Origin of the sequence: Micromonospora sp. CMU55-4 (assembly GCF_011602315.1) — a bacterium.
In the GTDB taxonomy this organism is placed as follows: Bacteria; Actinomycetota; Actinomycetes; order Mycobacteriales; family Micromonosporaceae; genus Micromonospora; species Micromonospora chalcea.
Genome location: NZ_JAAOLH010000003.1, coordinates 404,320 through 423,816, shown reverse-complemented (window position 1 = coordinate 423,816; position 19,497 = coordinate 404,320). Strand labels below are relative to the sequence as shown.

Below are 19,497 nucleotides of genomic sequence, written 5' to 3'. Positions count from 1 at the left end.
GCTGTTCATTTCTTGCAAGAATCCGACGTACGATTGCCGCCGTGACGAAGCGCCTGACCGAGGTGGCCCGCAAGGCGGGCGTCAGCGAGGCGACGGTGAGCCGGGTGCTCAACGGCCGCGGTGGCGTGTCCGAGGCGACCCGGACCGCCGTGCTGACCGCCCTCGACGTGCTCGGCTACGAGCGCCCGAGCAAGCTGCGCGGCGAACGCGCCCGCCTGGTCGGCCTGGTGCTGCCGGAGCTGCAGAACCCGATCTTCCCGGCGCTGGCCGAGGTGGTCACCGGCAGCCTCGCGCAGCGCGGCTTCACCCCGGCGTTGTGCGCCCGCACCATCGGCGGCGTACCGGAGTCCGGGTACGTGGAGATGCTGCTCGACCACCAGGTCAGCGGCGTCATCTTCGCCGGTGGCTCGTACGCGCTCGCCGACGCCTCGCACGAGCACTACCGGCGCCTCACCGACCGGGGCCTGCCGGTGGTGCTGGTGAACGCCGGCGTCGAGGAGCTGGGTTTCCCGCGCGTGTCCACCGACGACGCGGTCGCCGTCGAGCAGGCGTACGGCCACCTGCGCTCGCTCGGCCACGACCGGATCGGCATGGTGCTCGGCCCGGCCGACCACGTGCCCTCGCGCCGCAAGCTCGACGCCATGGTCCGGGCCGCCGGCTGGGGCGAGGACCGGTCCATGGTGGAGCGGTCCAGCTTCTCCATGGAGGGCGCGCGGGTCGCCGCCACGAAGCTGATCGAACGCGGCGCGACCGGCATCGTCTGCGCCAGCGACGTGCTCGCGCTGGGCACCATCCGGGCCGCCCGGCGTTTGGGCTGCGCGGTGCCGGCCGACGTCTCGGTGGTCGGCTTCGACGACTCGGCGTTCATGACCTGCACCGACCCGCCGCTGACCACGGTGCGCCAGCCGATCGAGACCATGGGCCAGGCCGCCGTGGACCTGCTGGTGACCCAGATCGAGGGCGCCGGGGTGCTGCACGACGAGCTGCTGTTCGAGCCCGAGCTGGTGGTACGCGGCTCCACCGCCCCCGCCCCCCGCCGCTGACCCCGGGGCCCACGCCGCCCCCACGCCGCTCCCCCACGCCGCCTCACCCCACCCCACCGCATCCGTCGATCTTGGAGTTGTGGTGCCCGGAATGCGGCACTGATGCCGGTATGTGAGGCGCCACAACTCCAAGATCGATGGTCCGGCCGACTGGAGCCGCGTACTTCCGAGGTCAAGTCGAATTCTTGCGTTTGCCAGTCGGCATCTTGCTGGATTCGGTTCGCGTCGCTACAGTGACTCCACTCACACCTGACCCGGGGCGCGGTTTCCGGAGGCAGGGCGCGTGCCGGCTGCCGTTCCACCACCAGAGGCAGCCGCGCGGTCACCGCACATCAGTGAAGGCCATGGATACACCCGTTCCCGAAGGGATGGACAGATGTCCGTACCGCAGTATCGGAAGGTCGCGGCGCTCGCGCTCGCGACCGGCCTCGGGCTCAGCCTTGCGGCGTGCTCCACCAAGAGCGACGACAGCGGCGACGCCGGCGGCAAGGTCACCATCACCGTCGACTGCCAGCCGGTCGGCGCGCAGAAGGAGCTGCTGAAGAACTGGAACGACGACGTCGCCGAGTTCCAGCGGCAGAACCCGGACATCGTCGTGAAGAGCGTGAGCGTCGGCGAGCAGTGCAACAACCCGCCGGACTTCACCGCCCGCCTGGCCGGCGGCACCGTCACCGACGTGTTCTACGGCTACATGACCGACCTGCAGCAGGTGCTGGACTCCGGCCAGGCGATGGACATCGGCCAGTACGCCACGAAGGACACGATCCCCACCTGGGACAGCGTCGACCCGGCGCTCAAGGAGGTCTTCACCGACGGCGGCAAGCTCTACGCCGTACCGGTGAAGAACTACTCGATGGGCCTGATCTACAACAAGGCGCTGTTCCAGCGGGCCGGGCTCGACGTGAACAACCCGCCGAAGACCTGGCCGGAGGTGCGGGCCGCGGCCAAGAAGATCTCCGCGCTCGGCGACGGCATCGCCGGGTACGCCGAGTACAGCGCGGGCAACACCGGCGGCTGGCACTTCACGTCGCTGCTCTACTCGCAGGGCGGGCAGGTGCTCAGCGCCGACGGCAAGAAGGCCGACTTCAACAACGCGATGGGCAAGCAGGTCCTGCAGAACCTCAAGGACATGCGCTACGGCGACAACAGCATGGGTGCCCGGCAGCTGCTCCAGTGGGGTGACCTGCTCACCAACGCCGGCGCCGGCAAGGTCGGCATGTTCATCGGCGCGCCGGACGCGACCCAGGCGATCGTCAGCCAGTTCCAGGGCAAGTACCAGGACTGGGCGATGGGCCCGCTGCCCGGCCAGGACGGCCCGGCCAAGGCCACGCTGGGTGGCGGCGAGGGCTACTTCTTCAAGAAGGGCCTCAGCCCCGAGCAGGTCAAGGCCGGCCTGAAGTGGCTCGCCTACCAGAAGCTCACCCCGGGTAAGGGCCAGTTCGACTACGTGCGCGCCAAGCCGCAGAACTACCCGGTCGGCCTGCCCCAGCCGCTGCTGTTCACGAACGGCAGCGACGCGCAGAAGCAGGAACTGGAGCTGCGCAAGGCGAACGCCAACGTGGACACCACGAACTTCGCGGTCTTCGAGGCCAACCCGGTGCCGATCAAGGGTGAGCCGCGCAACGCGCAGGCGATCTACGCGGTGCTCGACGCGGCGATGTCCGGGGTGCTGACCAACCCGAACGCGAACATCGACGCGCTGCTCAAGACCGCCGAGGACAAGGTCAACCAGCTGCTGGCCGCCGACAGCTGACCCGACCGGAGGTGGGGCCGGCGCACCGGCCCCACCTCCCCGAGCACCGCAGGAGTCGCCTTGGCGCTCACCACCGCCCCCGGCGCCACCCGCCGTACCGGTCCTGCCGCGTCGACGCCGTCGCGTACCGCCGGACGCCGCGCCGGTCTCGGCCGCAAGGTCCGGGACAACCTCACCGGGCACACGTTCCTGATCGGCGCCGTCATCTGCTTCGCCGTCTTCTCCTGGTACCCGATGGTCCGCGGCGTCGTGATGAGCTTCCAGCGCACCCGTCGCGGCGAGACCACCTGGGTCGGCTGGGACAACTACAGCCGGATCATCGCCGATCCGAGCTTCTGGACCGCCTGGAAGAACACGTTCGTCTTCACCGGCCTGGCGCTCGTCCTCGGCTACCTGGTGCCGTTCTTCGTGGCGATCCTGCTCAACGAGCTGCGCCACGCCAAGGGCTACCTGCGGGTGCTCGTCTACCTGCCGGTGATGCTGCCGCCGGCGTCCGCGCTGTTCCTGTTCAAGTTCTACGCCTACGACCCGAGCGAGGCGGGGCTGTTCAACGCGGTCCTCACCGCGCTGGGACTGCCCACGTCGGAGTGGATGCAGTCGCCCACCATGACGATGCCGGCCATGGTGATCGCGTCGACCTGGATGAACATGGGCGGCGCCGTGCTGATCTACCTGGCCGCGCTGCAGAACATCCCCGGCGAGCTGTACGAGGCCGCCGAGATCGACGGCGCCGGGGTGTGGCGGCGCATCGTGCACGTGACGGTCCCGCAGACCCGGCTGATCCTGGCGCTGCTGGCGATGCTCCAGATCGTCGCCACCATGCAGCTGTTCATCGAGCCGCTGATCCTCGCCAACGGCGCCGGTACGCAGGACTCGGCGACCTCCGTGGCGTACCTGATCTACCAGCACGGGTTCTTCCAGAACGACCTCAACGGCGCCGCCGCGCTCGGCGTGATCATGCTGGTGGTGCTGGCCGGGTTCTCCGCCGTCTACCTGCGACTGACCGCGAGACAGGACTAGGACATGGCCGCCGACAGCACCACCCGTACCCTCATCTCCCACGCCCAGCTGCGCCGCGGTCGCGGCCGCGTCCTCTACTGGGCCGTGCTCACCGTGGTCGTGGCCGGGTTCACGCTGGTGTTCCTCGGCCCGCTGTACTGGATGGTCACCGGCGCGCTGAAGTCCGGCCAGGAGATCGCCCAGACCCCGCCGACGCTGTTCCCGCGCGACCCGCAGCCGGGTAACTACGTCGACGCCTGGACCAACCTGGATCTGGCGAAGCTGCTGTTCAACACGTTCTACTACGCCACCGGGGCGGTGGTGTTCCAGCTCGTGTTCGACACCGCCGCCGCGTACGCGCTGTCGAAGCTGCGTCCGGTGCTGGGCGGGTTGATCCTCGGCATGATGCTGGCGACGCTGATGATCCCGGCGATGGTGCTGATCGTCCCGCAGTACGTGACGGTGATCGACCTGCCGATCGTGCACGTCAACCTGCTCGACTCGCCGTTTGCGATCTGGCTGCCGCTGGTGGCGAACGCGTTCAACATCTTCCTGCTGAAACGGTTCTTCGACTCGATCCCGGAGGACCTGATGGCCGCCGCCGTGATGGACGGCGCCTCCCCGCTGCGCACGCTCTGGTCCATCGTCCTGCCGATGTCGCGACCGATTCTCGGCGTGGTGGCGATCTTCGCGGTGACGGCGGTCTGGAAGGACTTCCTCTGGCCGAAGCTGGTCATGCCGTCGCCGGAGACGCGGACCGTCAGCGTCGGCATCTATGCCTTCGCCGGTGGCACCCCGATGAACGTGGTCATCGCCGCGTCGGTGATCGCCGCCATCCCCACCGTCGTGCTGTTCCTGATCTTCCAGCGCAACATCATGTCCGGCCTGACCACCGGCGGCCTCAAGGGCTGACCGGGCGCCGCCCGCCGCCGGCCGTACCGCCCGCCGCCGCAGAACCGACCCCGCAGAAAGCAGGTGCCCGTGTCCATGGCCGACAACAGCCCGTGGTGGCGCTCCGCGGTGATCTACCAGGTCTATCCGCGCAGTTTCGCCGACGGCAACGGCGACGGGATCGGCGACGTCGCCGGCATCCGGTCCCGCCTGGATCACCTCGCCGCGCTCGGCGTCGACGCCATCTGGTTCAGCCCCTGGTACCCGTCGCCGATGGCCGACGCCGGCTACGACGTGTCCGACTACCGCGACATCGACCCGGTCTTCGGCACGCTCGCCGAGGTGGAGGCGCTGATCGCCGAGGCGCACGCGCTCGGCATCCGCAGCATCGTCGACGTGGTGCCCAACCACTGCTCCGACGCGCACCAGTGGTTCCGGGCCGCGCTCGCGGGCGGGCCGGGCGCGCCCGAACGGGACCTGTTCTGGTTCCGCCCCGGCCGGGGGCCCGGCGGCGACCTGCCGCCCACCGACTGGACCGGCGAGTTCGGCGGCCCGACCTGGACCCGCACCACCGACCCGGACGGCACTCCCGGCGACTGGTACCTGCACCTGTTCGCCCCGCAGCAACCCGACTTCAACTGGGACCACCCCCGGGTCCGCGAAGAGTTCGAGGACATCCTGCGGTTCTGGTTCGAGCGGGGCGTGGACGGCATCCGCATCGACTCGGCCGGGCTGCTCGTCAAGGACGGCACGCTGCCGGAGGTCCACCCGGACCGGCCGCACCCGTTCCGCGACCAGGACGGCGTGCACGACGTGTACCGCGCCTGGCGGCGCATCGCCGACTCGTACCCGGGCGGGCGGGCACTGGTCGGCGAGGTGTGGCTGCCGGACCGGCAGCGGTTCGCGAACTACCTGCGCCCGGACGAGCTGCACACCGCGTTCAACTTCGACTTCCTCGGCTGCGCCTGGGACGCCACCGCGCTGCGGGAGAGCATCGACGGCACGCTGGCCGCGCACGCCCCGGTCGGCGCGCCCGCCACGTGGGTGCTGTCCAACCACGACGTCACCCGGCACGTCACCCGGTACGGCCGCGCCGACACCCGGTTCAGCTTCGCCGCCAAGCGCGAGGGCATCCCCACCGACCTGGAACTGGGCACCCGCCGGGCCCGCGCCGCCGCGTTGCTGTCCCTCGCGCTGCCCGGCGCCGCCTACGTCTACCAGGGCGAGGAGCTGGGCCTCTGGGAGGTCGAGGACATCCCGTACGAGCTGCGGCAGGACCCGATGTGGGAGCGGTCCGGACGGGTCGACCCCGGCCGCGACGGGTGCCGGGTGCCGCTGCCCTGGCAGGGCGACACCCCGCCGTTCGGGTTCAGCCCCGACGGCGCCGCAGCCGCGCCGTGGCTTCCGCAGCCTGCCGACTGGAAGGATCGTACGGTCCGCGCCCAGACCGGCGACCCGCACTCGATGCTGGAGCTGTACCGGGCCGCGCTGGCGCTGCGCCGCGCCGAACCGGCGCTCGGCGACGGCACCCTGGCGTGGCTGCCCGCACCGGAGGGCGTGCTCGCGTTCGCCCGCGAACCCGGCTTCATCTGCCTGGTCAACCTCGGCGACGCCGCCGTGCCGCTGCCCGCGCACGACGAGCTGCTGCTCGCCAGCGGCCCACTCGACGACGACCGGCTGCCACCGGACACCGCGGTCTGGCTGCGTACCCGATCGGCCTGACCGCGGCGCCGGCGGCCCCGTCCCGCCGCCGGCGCCGCCGAACCACCCGGCGGCCCGTCCCGGCCGCCACAGACGCCGTACACCTGGGGAGGAGGAAGGAGAGGCAACGCCGCACGGGGGGATCTGGCCACCGACGAAAGGGAGCACACCCCGCATGGCCGAGCACCGCACCGCGCACCGCCACCGCAGCACCGGCGTGGCCGTCCTGGCCGCCGCCGCGCTCGCCGCCTCGACACTCGTCGTCGTGGCGCTCACCACGACCGCCACCCCGGCGTACGCCGCCGGACTGTCCCCGTTCGACATCACCGGACGCGGCGCCACCGTGCCGTTCCGCGAGCAGGAAGCCGAACAGGCCACCCACAACGGCACGAAGATCGGCCCCGACCGGCGCTACGGCACGCTGCCGTCCGAGGCGTCCGGCCGGGAGGCGGTCATGCTCGACGCCGTCGGCGAGTACGTCGAGTTCACGCTCACCGCCCCCGCGAACGCGGTCACGTTCCGGTACAGCCTGCCGGACAACGCCGCCGGCACCGGCCGCGACGCCACCATCGACCTGCGCGCCAACGGCACGCTGGTCAAGGCGGTGCCGGTCACCTCCCGGTACGGCTGGTACTACGGCGGCTACCCGTTCAACAACAACCCGGGCGACACCAACCCGCACCACTTCTACGACGAGACCCGGACCATGTTCGGCACCACGTACCCGGCCGGCACGAAGATCCGCCTCCAGGTCTCCTCGACCGCCCAGTCACCCACGTTCACCATCGACCTGGCCGACTTCGAGCTGGTCGGGGCGCAGATCACCAAGCCGTCCGGCGTGCTGGACGTGGTGACCGACTTCGGCGCCGACCCGACCGGCGCCACCGACTCGACGGCGAAGTTCCAGGCCGCGGTGGACGCCGGCAAGGCGCAGGGCCGGGCGGTGTGGATCCCGGCCGGCACGTTCACGCTCTGGGACCACGTGGTGGTCGACGGCGTGACGCTGCGCGGCGCCGGCCCCTGGTACTCGGTGCTCGGCGGCCGGCACCCGACCGACCGTAAACGTGCCGCCGGCATCTACGGCAAGTACGTGCCGGGCGGCGGCTACTCCGGCGAGATCCGCCCGCACGAGGCCGCTGGGCCCAGCCGCAACGTCACGCTGCGGGACTTCGCCATCATCGGCGACATCCGGGAACGCGTCGACGAGGACCAGGTCAACGCCATCGGCGGCGCGATGAGCAACTCGGTGGTGGACAACCTGTGGTTGCAGCACACCAAGGTCGGCGCCTGGATGGACGGGCCGATGGACAACTTCACCATCCGCAACAGCCGCATCCTGGACCAGACCGCCGATGGGGTGAACTTCCACTGGGGCGTCACCAACTCCACGGTGACGAACACGTTCGTCCGCAACACCGGTGACGACGCGCTGGCCATGTGGGCGCAGAGCGTGCCGAACGTGGGCAACTCCTTCACCCGCAACACCATCGGCGTGACGATCCTGGCCAACCACCTGGTCACGTACGGCGGGCGGGACATCACCATCGCCGACAACGTCACCGCCGACTCGGTCACCAACGGCGGCGGCATCCACGTGGCGAACCGCTATCCGGGCGTCACCGGACCGACCGCCGTGGCCGGCACGATCACGGTGGCCCGCAACACGCTGATCCGCAACGGCAACTCCGACTACAACTGGCAGTTCGGCGTGGGCGCGATCTGGTTCTCCGCGCTCAACGAGCCGATCCAGGGCGCCGCGATCAACGTCACCGACACCGACATCCTGGACAGCTCGTACGCGGCGCTGCACTGGATCGAGGGGCAGACCAGCGGCATCTCGTTCGACAACGTCCGCATCGAGGGCGCTGGCACGTACGCGCTCCAGGTGCAGGCACCCAGCCAGGTCCGGTTCACGAACGTGCGGGCCACCGGCATCGCGCAGTCCAACCCGATCCACAACTGCGTCGGCAGCGGCTTCCAGATCACCCAGGGCGCCGGCAACTCCGGCTGGTACACGCCCACCCCGTACTGCGGGCCGTGGCCGCAGCCGCAGTGGGGCAACGGACCGTCCAGCCCGCCGCCGACCAGCCCGGCCCCGACCACGGCAGCGCCGACGACGGCCCCGCCGACCACACCGCCGCCGGCCGGCGGGAACCTGGCCCTGGGCCGCCCGGCCACCGCCACCAGCACCACCCAGACGTACGCCGCCGGCAACGCCGTCGACGGCAACCCGGCCAGCTACTGGGAGAGCGCCAACAACGCGTTCCCGCAGTCGCTCACCGTCGACCTCGGCACGTCCCGCACCGTCGACCGGGTGGTGCTGAAGCTCCCGCCCGGCTGGGAACGGCGTACCCAGACGCTGTCTGTGCTCGGCTCCACCGACGGCTCCTCGTACACGACGCTCGCCGCGTCGGCGGGCCGCGTCTTCGACCCGGCCGCTGGCAACACCGTGTCGATCGCGCTGCCGTCCGGCGACCGGCGGTTCGTCCGGGTCACCGTCACCGGCAATACCGGCTGGCCGGCGGGCCAGCTCGCCGAACTGGAGGTGTACGGCGGCGGCACCACCACGCCGCCGCCCACCACGACCCCGCCGCCCACCACCGCGCCACCGACCGGCAACCTGGCGGCGGGCCGGCCGGTCGCGGAGACCAGCCACGCCGACGTGTACGGCGCCGCCAACACCGTCGACGGCAACGCGAACACCTACTGGGAGAGCGCCAACAACGCCTTCCCCCAGTCGGTGACGGTCGACCTGGGCAGCGCCCGGCCGGTCGCCCGGGTGGTGCTGAAACTGCCCCCGTCGGCGGCCTGGCAGACCCGCACCCAGACCGTGGCGGTGCTCGGCTCCACCGACGGCTCGTCGTTCTCGACGCTCAAGGCGGCGGCGGGCTACACGTTCGACCCGGCGGGCGGCAACAGCGTGTCGATCGCGCTGCCCGCCGGTGACCGCCGCTTCGTGCGGCTGACGTTCACCGGCAACACCGGCTGGCCGGCCGGCCAGCTGTCCGAGTTCGAGGTGTACGCCTCCTGACCCGGCGCGGCGGGGACCATCCCCGCCGCGCCACCGCACCCCCACCCCCGAACGCCTCTCCACCTCCCCCGGGAAGAAGGTGTCCGTCCACCATGTCCAGACTCCGTACCGGAATCGTCGCGGTGCTCGCCGCGGTCGGCCTGGTCGTCACCGCGGCCCCCGCCCCACCGGCCCTCGCCGCCGGCGGCCCGAACCTCGCCGCCGGGCGCACCGCCACCGCCAGCAGCGTCAACGGCCCCTACGTCGCGGCCAACCTGACCGACGGCAACCAGGGCAGCTACTGGGAGAGCAGCGGCGCGCTGCCCCAGTGGGCCCAGGTCGACCTCGGCACCAGCCGCGCCGTCGACCAGGTCGTGCTGAAGCTCCCTGCCGCCTGGGAGGCCCGCAACCAGACGCTGTCCGTGCAGGCCAGCGCCGACGGCAGCGGCTTCACCACAGTCGTCGCGCCCGCCGCCCGTTCGTTCAGCCCGGCCGCCGCCAACACCGTGACGCTCGGCTTCACCGCCACCGACGCCCGCTACCTGCGGGTCCTCATCACCGCGAACACCGGCTGGGCCGCCGCGCAGCTCGCCGAGCTGGAGGTGTACGGCGCGGCCACCTCCTCGACCAACCTGGCGCTCGGCCGGACCATGACCGAGAGCGGTCACGCCGACGTGTACGGCGCGGGCAACGCCAACGACGGCAACGCGGCCACGTACTGGGAGAGCCCGAACAACGCGTTCCCGCAGTGGATCCAGGCCGACCTGGGCGCCGCCACCAGCGTCAACCGGCTGGTGCTGCGGCTGCCGTCCGGCTGGGGCGCACGCACCCAGACGATCACCGTGCAGGGCAGCACGAACGGCTCCACCTTCGGCACGCTCGTCGGCTCCGCGTCGTACGCGTTCGACCCGGGCGGCGGCAACACCGTGACGGTCACCGTGCCCACTGCGTCCACCCGGTACGTGCGGCTGCTGTTCACCGCGAACAGCGCCTGGCCCGCCGGGCAGCTCGGCGAGCTGGAGGTCTACGGCCCGGTCACCGGCGACACCCAGGCGCCGAGCGCGCCCGGCAACCTCGCGTTCACCGAGCCCGCCACCGACCAGGTGCGGCTGACCTGGACCGCGTCCACCGACAACGTGGGCGTCACCGGCTACGACGTGTACGCCAACGGCGTGCTGCGCACCATCGTCGGCGGCAGCACGCTGACGTACACCGACACCCAGCCCGCCGGGACCACCGTCTCCTACTACGTGCGGGCGCGGGACGCGGCCGGAAACGTGTCGGCGAACAGCAACACGGTCACCCGCACCGGCAACACCGGGGACACTGTCGCGCCCACCGCGCCCGGCAACCTGGCCTACACCCAGCCGGCGAGCGGGCAGATCCGGCTGACCTGGACCGCGTCCACGGACAACGTGGGCGTCACCGGCTACGAGGTGTACGCCAACGGCTCGCTGCGCACCACGGTCAGCGGCTCCACGCTCACCTACACGGACAGCCAGCCGGACAGCGCCACCGTCTCGTACCACGTGCGGGCCCGCGACGCCGCCGGGAACGTGTCGGCGAACAGCAACACCGTCACCCGTACCGGCAGCAGCACCGGCGGCACGAACCTGGCGGTCGGCAAGCCCGCCACCGCGTCGTCGATGGTGCACGTGTTCGCCGCCGCCAACGCCGTCGACAACGACGTCACCACGTACTGGGAGGGCGCGCCCGGCGCGTACCCGAGCACGCTCACCGTCGCGCTCGGCGCCAACGCCGCGATCAGCGCCGTCGTGGTGAAGCTCAACCCGGACCCGGCGTGGGGCGCGCGCACCCAGACGTTCCAGGTGCTCGGGCGGGAGCAGTCCGCGTCCGGGTTCACCAGCCTGGTCGGCTCCGCCACGTACTCCTTCAACCCGAACAGCGCCAACACGGTGACCGTCCCGGTCTCCGCGACCGCAGCCGACGTCCGGCTCCAGTTCACCGCGAACTCCGGCTCCGCCAACGGCCAGGTCGCCGAACTCCAGGTCATCGGCGTCCCGGCGCCGAACCCGGACCTCACCGTCACGGCGGTCACCGCCTCGCCGTCCGCGCCGGTGGAGACCGACGCGATCACGCTGTCCGCCACCGTGCGCAACGCCGGCACCGCGGCCTCCGCCGCCACCGACGTCAACCTCTACCTGGGTACGACGAAGGTCGGCACCGCCGCCGTCGGCGCGCTCGCCGCGGGCGCGTCGAGCACTGTCTCGGCCAACATCGGCGTACGCGACGCCGGCAGCTACCCGCTCACCGCGAAGGTCGACGAGTCGAACGCGGTGATCGAGCAGAACGAGGCGAACAACTCCTACACCAGCCCGACCCCGCTGACCGTCAGCCCGGTCGCCAGCTCCGACCTGGTCGCCTCCGCCGTCACCTGGTCACCCGGCACGCCGAGCGCCGGCGCCACCGTCTCCTTCGCGGTGACGCTGCGCAACCAGGGCACGATCGCGTCGGCGAGCGGCGCGCACGGCATCACGCTGACGGTGCGCGACCAGTCCGGCGCGGTGGTCCGCACGCTCACCGGCTCGTACAGCGGCACGATCGCGGCCGGTGCCACCGCCGGACCGGTGTCGCTCGGCACGTGGACCGCCGCCAACGGCCGGTACACGGTGCGGGTGGTGCTCGCCGACGACGGCAACGAGCTGCCGGTGAAGCGGCAGAACAACACCAGCGACCGGGCGCTGTTCGTCGGCCGCGGGGCGAACCTGCCGTACGACGCGTACGAGGCCGAGGACGGCACGACCGGAGGCGGCGCGCAGGTGATCGGCCCGAACCGCACCATCGGCGACCTCGCCGGGGAGGCGTCCGGGCGCCGCGCGGTCACGCTCAACACCACCGGCGCGTACGTCGAGTGGACCACCCGCTCGGCCGCGAACGCCCTGGTGGCCCGCTACTCCATCCCGGACGCGCCGGGCGGCGGCGGGATCGACTCGACCATCAACGTCTACGTCAACGGTGTGCTGCACAAGCCGATGAGCCTCACCTCGAAGCACATCTGGCTCTACGGCGCCGAGGCCGGTCCCAGCGACTCGCCGAGCGCGGGCGCGCCCCGGCACCTGTACGACGAGGCGAACGTGCTGCTCGACGCCACGGTCCCGGCAGGCAGCCGGATCCGGCTCCAGAAGGACCCGGCGAACAGCACCACGTACGCGATCGACTTCGTCAACACCGAACTGGTGTCGCCGCGCGCCAACCCCGACCCGGCCCGCTACAAGGTTCCGACCGGGTTCAGCCACGCCGACGTGCAGAACGCGCTCGACGCGGTACGGATGGACACCACCGGCACGCTGGTCGGCGTCTACCTGCCCGCCGGCACGTACGAGACGGCGCAGAAGTTCCAGGTGTACGGCAAGGCGGTGCAGGTCGTCGGCGCCGGCATGTGGTACACCCGCTTCCAGACGCCGCGCAACCAGCAGAACACCGACGCCGGTTTCCGGGTCGAGTCCTCGGCCAGCGGCTCGACCTTCGCCCACCTGGCGTTCTTCGGCAACTACACCAACCGGATCGACGGGCCCGGCAAGGTGTGGGGCGAACTGAAGGACGTGGACGACCTGACGCTGGACAGCGTCTGGGTGGAGCACACCGTGTGCGCGTACTGGGGGGTGAGTGTGGACGGGCTGACCATCCGGGACAGCCGGTTCCGCAACACCTTCGCCGACGCGGTGAACATGACCAACGGCAGCACGAACAACCTGGTCACCAACTCGGAGGGTCGCTCCAACGGCGACGACGCGTTCGCGTTGTTCTCCGCCACCGACTCCGGCGGCTCCGGCGGCAACCACGGCAACGTGTTCGAGAACCTGACCGCCACGCTGACCTGGCGGGCAGCAGGGCTGGCGGTGTACGGCGGCTACGACAACGTGTTCCGCAACCTGTACATCGCCGACCAGCTCACGTACTCGGGCATCACGATCAGCTCGCTGGACTTCGGCTACCCGTTCGTCGGGTTCGGCGCCAGCCCGCCCACCCGGTTCGAGAACATCTCGCTGATCCGCTCCGGCGGGCACTTCTGGGGCGCGCAGACGTTCCCGGCGATGTGGTTGTTCTCCGCGTCCAAGGAGTTCCGTGGCATCCGGGTGAGCGACGTGGACATCGTCGATCCGACGTACTCGGGGATCATGTTCCAGACCAAGTACAACGGCAGCCAGCCGGAGAACCCGATCACCGACACGGTGCTCACGAACGTATCGATCTCCGGCGCGCGGCGCAGCGGTGACGCGTTCGATGCGAAGTCCGGCTTCGGCATCTGGGTCAACGAGATGCCCGAGGCAGGTCAGGGCCCCGCGGTCGGCGCGGCCACCTTCACCAACCTCCGCCTGACCGACAACGCCCAGGACATCAAGAACACCACAAGTACGTTCACGATCACCCGCAACTAACCTCGCGGCCTCTCCCACCCCCGCGATCTTGCACTCTCGGCCCCCGCGATGCCGGATTACTCCTGGTATGGGGGGTGCCAAAGTGCAAGATCGCGGGGGCTGCGGGGCGGCGCGTCGATCTTGGAGTTGTGGCGCCTCTGATAGTGGGGCGAAGCCGACAAGCTGTGGCACCACAAGTCCAAGATCGACGGAGGGTGTAAGGCTGCGCGGTCAGTGGGGGAGGGCGGTGGAGAGGCGGCGGATCGCCTCGTCCATCTGCTCGGGTGGGGCGGCGGCGTACGTCAGGCGCAGGTGCGGGGCGGGGGGTTCGGCGGCGTACCAGGGGCGGCCGGGGAAGACTGTCACCCCCGCTGCCGCGGCAGCCGTGGTCACCGCTACGTCGTCGGTGTTGTCGGGCAGGCGTACCCACAGGTGCAGGCCGCCGCGCGGGACGTCGCGCGGCGCCAGCTGCGGCAGGTGGCGGTTCAGTGCGGCTAGCAGCGCCTCCCGGCGGGCCCGCAGTTGTCCGCGCAGGCTGCGGCGGTGCCGGTCCCAGGCGGGCGCGGTCAGGAACTCCAGCGCTGCCTGTTGCAGCGGCCCGGCGACGAACAGGTCGTCGAGCAGGCGGGCGGCGCGCAGCCGGGCTCCGGCCGGTCCGCGCGCCCCGAGCGCGGCGATGCGCAGGCCGGGCGCTGCCGGTTTGGTGAGTGAGCGCAGGTAGACGACGTGCCCGTCGGGGTCGTCGGCGGCCAGCGGTGGCGGGGCCTCGCCGTCGATGGTGAGGTCGCGGGCGTAGTCGTCCTCGATGAGGAACGCCCCGGCGTCGCGTACCGCCTCGGCGACCTGGGTGCGTCGTGCGGCGGAGAGCGTCGCGCCGTGCGGGTTGGCGTGCAGCGGCTGGCAGTAGAACAGGCGGGCATCGGTGCGGGCGAACGCGGCGGCGAGCTGGTCGGGGCGTACCCCGTCGGTGTCGGCGGGCACCGGCACCACCCGCAGCCCGGCGGCGCGCGCGGCGGCGAGCGCGCCCAGGTAGGTGGGGGATTCGACGAGCAGCGTGTCGCCGGGTGTGGTGAGCGCCCGCAGCGTGGTGGAGAGCGCGGCCTGCCCGCCCGGGCAGATCACCATGTCCTCGGCGCGCAGGCCCCCGCCGGCCGCTCGGGCGAACCAGGCGCGCAGGTCGGCGCGTCCCTCGACCGGGCCGCGCTGCCACGCCGCCGGTTGCCGGGCGGCGCGGGCGAGCGCCGCGCCGAGCGCGGCGGCCGGCTGGAGGTCCGGGTCCAGGTAGCCGCCGGTCAGCGGGATCGCGCCCGACGGCGGTAGCGCCAGCAGCGCCTGCATCTCCTCCTCGCCGTCGCGCCGCGAGCCGAGCGCGACGGTCTGCCACGACAGGTCCGGCCGTGGTGGGTCGGCGCGCCGGTTCGACACGTACGCGCCACGTCCCGGCCGTGTCTCGATCAGGCCGTCCGCGACGAGCCGCCGGGTCGCCTCGGCGACGGTGACGGGGGAGACGTGATGGTGGGCGGTCAGCTCCCGTACCGACGGCAGTCGCGTGCCGGGGACGGCGTCCGCCGCCAGCGCACCCAGATGCCGGACGACACGCTCGATAGCGCTACCATCATTCATGACGGCACAGAGTAGCGCTACTGCACCAACGACGGTAACGGTGGGAGCGGGCGGCGGGGTTGCCCTCGGCGCGCTGGGCGTGCTGGCCTTCAGCATGTCGCTGCCGGCCACCCGCGTCGCGGTGCACACACTCGACCCCTGGTTCGTCGCGTTCGGACGGGCCGTCGGCGCGGCGCTGCTCGCGTGGGCCTACCTGCGGTTCACCGGCGCCCCACGCCCCACCCGGGACCAGTGGCGACGGCTGTCCATTGTCGCGCTCGGCGTCGTGGTCGGCTTCCCGCTGTTCACCTCGCTGGCGCTCACCACGCAGACATCGGCGCACGGCGCGGTGGTGGTCACCGTGCTGCCCGCCATGACGGCGGTGTTCGCGGTGCTGCGGGCCGGGGAACGGCCGCCGCCGCTGTTCTGGATCGCCAGCGTCGCCGGACTGGCGCTGGTGCTCGCGTTCCTCGCCGCCGGCGGCTCGATCCGCGGGACGCTGGCGCCCGCCGACCTGTACCTGCTCGCCGCCGTGGTGCTCTGCGGACTCGGGTACGCCGAGGGTGGCCGGCTGGCCCGCGAACTCGGCGGCGCCCGCACGATCTGCTGGGCGTTGCTGCTGTCGCTCCCGGTCACCGTGCCGGTCACGGCGGTTGCCGCTTTCGTCCACCCGCCGCACGGCGGCATCGCCGCGTGGGCCGGGTTCGGCTACCTCACAGTGGTGTCGATGTTCCTCGGCTTCTTCGCCTGGTACGCCGGGCTGGCCCGGGGCGGCATCGCCAAGGTCGGCCAGATCCAGCTCGTCCAGCCGGTGCTCACGCTGATCTGGTCGGCACTGCTGCTCGGCGAGGCGGTCACGCCCGGCGCGCTCGTGGTGGCGGGCGCGGTGCTCGCCTGCGTCGTGCTCATCCAGCGCACCCGGGGCGGCGCGACACCGTCGCGCGCCCCGGGCCGGTCGCCCTCAGCAGGGCGCGATGGTGCCGGTCACGCTGGAGACGTACGCGTGGCTGACGAAGTGTCCTGACGCGAGGCGGTTCCACTGGGTGGTGGTCCGGTACGGGCCGCTCACCGACTGGCCGCTGACCGAGCACTCGATCGGCACGTCGGCGTACGTGGCGGCCAGCCCGACGACCGGGTTGCTCGTGCTGGGACCGGAGCGGATGTTGAGCGGCCCGCTGCCGATGCGGCCGCGGGTGCCGGTGCCGGTCCAGAGGTAGGCGACGTCGACCCAGGCGTTGTCGGTCAGCAGCAGGCCGTCCCAGAACGTGCCGTCGGCGAGGTCGATGCCGGCCGGGCTGCCCACCACCCGTCCGAACTGGTCCCGCCCGCCGTTGTAGCCGCTCTGGTACGCCGCCTGCGCCTCGGGCCGGCCCTGCGGCAGGTCCTTCCACATCTCCCGGGTGCTGCTGGGGTTCCAGTAGTCGTCCTTGGTGTTCCACGGTCCGACGTCCCAGACCGGCGCGTACTCGCAGCGGCTGCGGGTGGTGGTGCAGATCCGCACGGTGTAGTCGCCGGTGTTCTTCGGCGCGAGGCCGCGGAACGAGGGCAGCGCGACGAAGTGGTCCCGGGAGACGATCACGTGCCCGTTGGCGGTGGTGCCGCCGACCAGCCCCTCGCGGGTGGCGTACACCCGGTAGGTGAGGCCGGGCGTGGCGGCCGTGACGGCGGCGACCGAGTCGGCGGTGAGCCGGACCGTGCGCAGGCTGGGCGCGGCGGACGGCCGGTCGGCGGTGAGGACCACCCGGATCTGCACCCGGGTGACCGGCTGGTCGAAGACGGCGGCGCCGGTCACGGCCCGCCATTCGGTCCACGCGCCCGATCGCCAGCCGCGCGCCGCCACCTCGACGGCGCCGTCGCGGGCGGGGACTGCGACGACGTCGGCCCGGACCCGGTTGGCCGGTGCGGCGAGTGAATGCGGCGCGACGAGCAGCGTGCCCTCGGCCGCGATGCCGCGCCGGGCCGCGGGCCGGTACGCCGGGTCGGCGAGGCGCAGTTCCGTGCCGGTCCAGCGGACGTTGACGTCGTCGGAGTCGACTACGGCCAGGTCGGCGCTCCAGGTGTTGCCGGTGGCCGGTGCCGCCAGGGGCGTGGCGGGGGCCGGGGAGGCGGCCAGGACGGCGGCGACCGCGCCGGCGACGACCGCCGGGGTGCGGGTCCTGCGGGATCGGGACATGGCGCTCCTCGTGGGGGCAGAGTTAGACGGGTGTCGATGCGAGGGTGAGGTGCAGGCAACCATCGATCTCGCCGCCCGTCAAGGTGGCGTCCCCGGCGTCCGGCCGCCCTGAGCAGTGCAAAAAACCTGCAAACGCTACCTCTTGCCCTGAGCGAAAGCGCTTTCATACGATCGCGTTACATCGATGTTTCGTTTGCGGCCCGGGCATCGCAGATGAACGACATCCGCCGGCGACGCGCCTGATCGCGTCGCGGCTCCGCACTGTTCCCATTCGGTTGCTGCCGCGGCTCGGCGGCAATTCCCGCGTGCTCGAAAAAGGAATGAGGCGACATGAGAAGACCAGTCGCGCTGCGACTCCACGCGGCACTGGCCACGGCGGTCGTCGGTATCGCCGTCGCCGTGGCGCTGCCGTCCCCGCAGGCGTCGGCGGCGGCCGGCAGCGCCACCGGCTACGCCACCCAGAACGGCGGCACGACCGGCGGCGCGGGCGGGCAGACCGTACGCGCCACCACCGGCACCGCCATCCACGCCGCGCTCTGCGGCCGGGCCAGCAGCAGCACCCCGATCATCATCGAGGTGACCGGGACCATCAACCACGGCAACACCAGCAAGGTCTCCGGATCGAGCTGCAACACCGCCGACGGCGTGATCGAGCTGAAGCAGATCAGCAACGTCACGATCATCGGGGTGGGCAGCGGCGCCGTCTTCGACCAGCTCGGCATCCACATCCGCGACTCCCGCAACATCATCATCCGCAACGTGACGGTGCGCAACGTCAAGAAGTCCGGCTCGCCCACCTCCAACGGTGGTGACGCGATCGGCATGGAGAGCAGCGTCCGTAACGTCTGGGTCGACCACGTGACGATGGAGGCGTCCGGCGGGGAGTCGGAGGGCTACGACGGCCTGTTCGACATGAAGGACGACACCCAGTACGTGACGCTGTCGTACAGCATCCTGCGCAACTCCGGCCGCGGTGGCCTCATCGGATCGAGTGAGAGCGACCGCGGCAACGGCTACATCACGTTCGAGCACAACCTGTACGAGAACATCGACTCCCGTACGCCGCTGCTGCGCGGCGGGATCGCCCACATGTTCAACAACCACTACAACGGGCTGCACGAGTCGGGCATCAACTCCCGGGCCGGCGCACGGGCCAAGGTGGACAACAACTACTTCCGCAACTCCAAGGACGTGCTCGGCACGTTCTACACCAGCGAGCGCGGCACCTGGCAGGTCAGTGGCAACATCTTCGACAACGTGACCTGGTCCTCGCCCGGGACCGACAACTACCCGGCGGGTCCGAACGTGACCTCGACGACCACCGTGAGCGTCCCGTACTCGTACCGGCTCGACGCGGCGAGCTGCGTGCCGGACATCGTGCGGCAGACGGCGGGCGCGAACACCGGCCTGCGGGTGTCCGACGGCAACTGCACGCCGCAGTCCCCGGCGCCGACGACGCCGGGGCCGACCACGCCCGCACCGACCACGCCGCCGCCCGGGACGACCACCCCGCCGCCGTCCGGCGGGACCAACCTGAGCCTCGTCTCCGGCGCCGGCGCGGACGGGTCCAGCAAGGCCGACGGCACCAGCTACGGCAACGTGCGCGACGGCAACCTGAGCACCTACTGGTCGCCGTCCGGGTCGACCGGCACCGTCTCGATCAAGTGGGGCTCGGCCACCACCGTCTCCCGCGTGGTCATCCGCGAGCCGTCCGGCACCTCGGGCTCGATCGGGTCCTGGCAGCTCGTCAACAACGACACCGGCGCGGTGCTGGCCTCCGGCAACGGGGCCGGCCAGATCACCTTCGGCGCGACCTCGCTGAAGAAGATCAACTTCAAGATCAACAGCTCCAACGGTACGCCGAGAGTCGGCGAGTTCGAGACGTACGCCAGCTAGCACGTCACACACGAGCGGGGGCGGCCGATCCGGCCGCCCCCGCCCTTGTT

The 19,497-nt window shown here is 71.6% G+C and carries 11 protein-coding genes; 9 read left to right on the top strand and 2 right to left on the bottom strand.

The annotated features are described in order from the left end of the window. The first annotated feature begins 41 nt into the window (after positions 1 to 41). From HA073_RS08005 to HA073_RS07975, 7 genes are all read left to right on the top strand, one after another. Positions 42 to 1,043 (top strand): LacI family DNA-binding transcriptional regulator, encoded by a 1,002-nt coding sequence (locus HA073_RS08005; RefSeq protein ID WP_166456037.1) that lies wholly within the window; start codon positions 42 to 44, stop codon positions 1,041 to 1,043. 376 nt (positions 1,044 to 1,419) lie between these two features. Then, positions 1,420 to 2,796, top strand: a complete 1,377-nt coding sequence (locus HA073_RS08000; RefSeq protein WP_043324313.1) for an ABC transporter substrate-binding protein — start codon at positions 1,420 to 1,422, stop codon at positions 2,794 to 2,796. 60 nt (positions 2,797 to 2,856) lie between these two features. Next, complete coding sequence (locus HA073_RS07995) at positions 2,857 to 3,816, top strand: carbohydrate ABC transporter permease (protein WP_166456036.1); 960 nt, start codon at positions 2,857 to 2,859, stop codon at positions 3,814 to 3,816. Positions 3,817 to 3,819: 3 nt separating this feature from the next. Next, positions 3,820 to 4,707, top strand: coding sequence for a carbohydrate ABC transporter permease (locus tag HA073_RS07990; RefSeq protein ID WP_104112845.1), 888 nt, complete (start codon positions 3,820 to 3,822; stop codon positions 4,705 to 4,707). Between the two features lie 75 nt (positions 4,708 to 4,782). Then, the gene (locus HA073_RS07985) at positions 4,783 to 6,408 is read left to right on the top strand and encodes a glycoside hydrolase family 13 protein (RefSeq protein WP_166456111.1); all 1,626 of its coding nucleotides are present in this window, start codon (positions 4,783 to 4,785) and stop codon (positions 6,406 to 6,408) included. Between the two features lie 154 nt (positions 6,409 to 6,562). Further along, a complete protein-coding gene (locus HA073_RS07980) occupies positions 6,563 to 9,418 on the top strand; it encodes a discoidin domain-containing protein (RefSeq protein WP_166456035.1) in 2,856 nt (951 codons plus the stop codon). A 92-nt stretch (positions 9,419 to 9,510) separates the two neighbouring features. Then, positions 9,511 to 13,797, top strand: coding sequence for a discoidin domain-containing protein (locus tag HA073_RS07975; protein WP_166456034.1), 4,287 nt, complete (start codon positions 9,511 to 9,513; stop codon positions 13,795 to 13,797). Between the two features lie 210 nt (positions 13,798 to 14,007). On the opposite strand, the gene HA073_RS07970 is transcribed toward HA073_RS07975, so the two are convergent. Next, positions 14,008 to 15,399: a PLP-dependent aminotransferase family protein gene (locus tag HA073_RS07970; RefSeq protein ID WP_166456033.1), complete on the bottom strand. Its 1,392-nt coding sequence runs from the start codon at positions 15,397 to 15,399 to the stop codon at positions 14,008 to 14,010. A 40-nt stretch (positions 15,400 to 15,439) separates the two neighbouring features. Between HA073_RS07970 and HA073_RS07965 the strand changes: the two genes are divergently transcribed. Beyond that, positions 15,440 to 16,402: a DMT family transporter gene (locus HA073_RS07965; protein WP_166456032.1), complete on the top strand. Its 963-nt coding sequence runs from the start codon at positions 15,440 to 15,442 to the stop codon at positions 16,400 to 16,402. On the opposite strand, the gene HA073_RS07960 is transcribed toward HA073_RS07965, so the two are convergent. Then, positions 16,340 to 17,551, bottom strand: coding sequence for a hypothetical protein (locus HA073_RS07960; protein WP_166456031.1), 1,212 nt, complete (start codon positions 17,549 to 17,551; stop codon positions 16,340 to 16,342). The two genes, HA073_RS07965 and HA073_RS07960, sit on opposite strands and share 63 nt — an antisense overlap. Before the next feature lie 330 nt (positions 17,552 to 17,881). Between HA073_RS07960 and HA073_RS07955 the strand changes: the two genes are divergently transcribed. Then, positions 17,882 to 19,447 (top strand): polysaccharide lyase family 1 protein, encoded by a 1,566-nt coding sequence (locus tag HA073_RS07955; RefSeq protein ID WP_166456030.1) that lies wholly within the window; start codon positions 17,882 to 17,884, stop codon positions 19,445 to 19,447. The last annotated feature ends 50 nt before the right edge of the window (positions 19,448 to 19,497 follow it).

Coding starts and splice junctions, on each gene's coding strand:
- HA073_RS07980 (WP_166456035.1), top strand. CDS start 6,563: ATGGCCGAGCACCGCACCGCGCACCGCCACCGCAGCACCGGCGTGGCC.
- HA073_RS07985 (WP_166456111.1), top strand. CDS start 4,783: ATGGCCGACAACAGCCCGTGGTGGCGCTCCGCGGTGATCTACCAGGTC.
- HA073_RS07970 (WP_166456033.1), bottom strand. CDS start 15,399: ATGAATGATGGTAGCGCTATCGAGCGTGTCGTCCGGCATCTGGGTGCG.
- HA073_RS07960 (WP_166456031.1), bottom strand. CDS start 17,551: ATGTCCCGATCCCGCAGGACCCGCACCCCGGCGGTCGTCGCCGGCGCG.
- HA073_RS07990 (WP_104112845.1), top strand. CDS start 3,820: ATGGCCGCCGACAGCACCACCCGTACCCTCATCTCCCACGCCCAGCTG.
- HA073_RS08000 (WP_043324313.1), top strand. CDS start 1,420: ATGTCCGTACCGCAGTATCGGAAGGTCGCGGCGCTCGCGCTCGCGACC.
- HA073_RS07975 (WP_166456034.1), top strand. CDS start 9,511: ATGTCCAGACTCCGTACCGGAATCGTCGCGGTGCTCGCCGCGGTCGGC.
- HA073_RS07955 (WP_166456030.1), top strand. CDS start 17,882: ATGAGAAGACCAGTCGCGCTGCGACTCCACGCGGCACTGGCCACGGCG.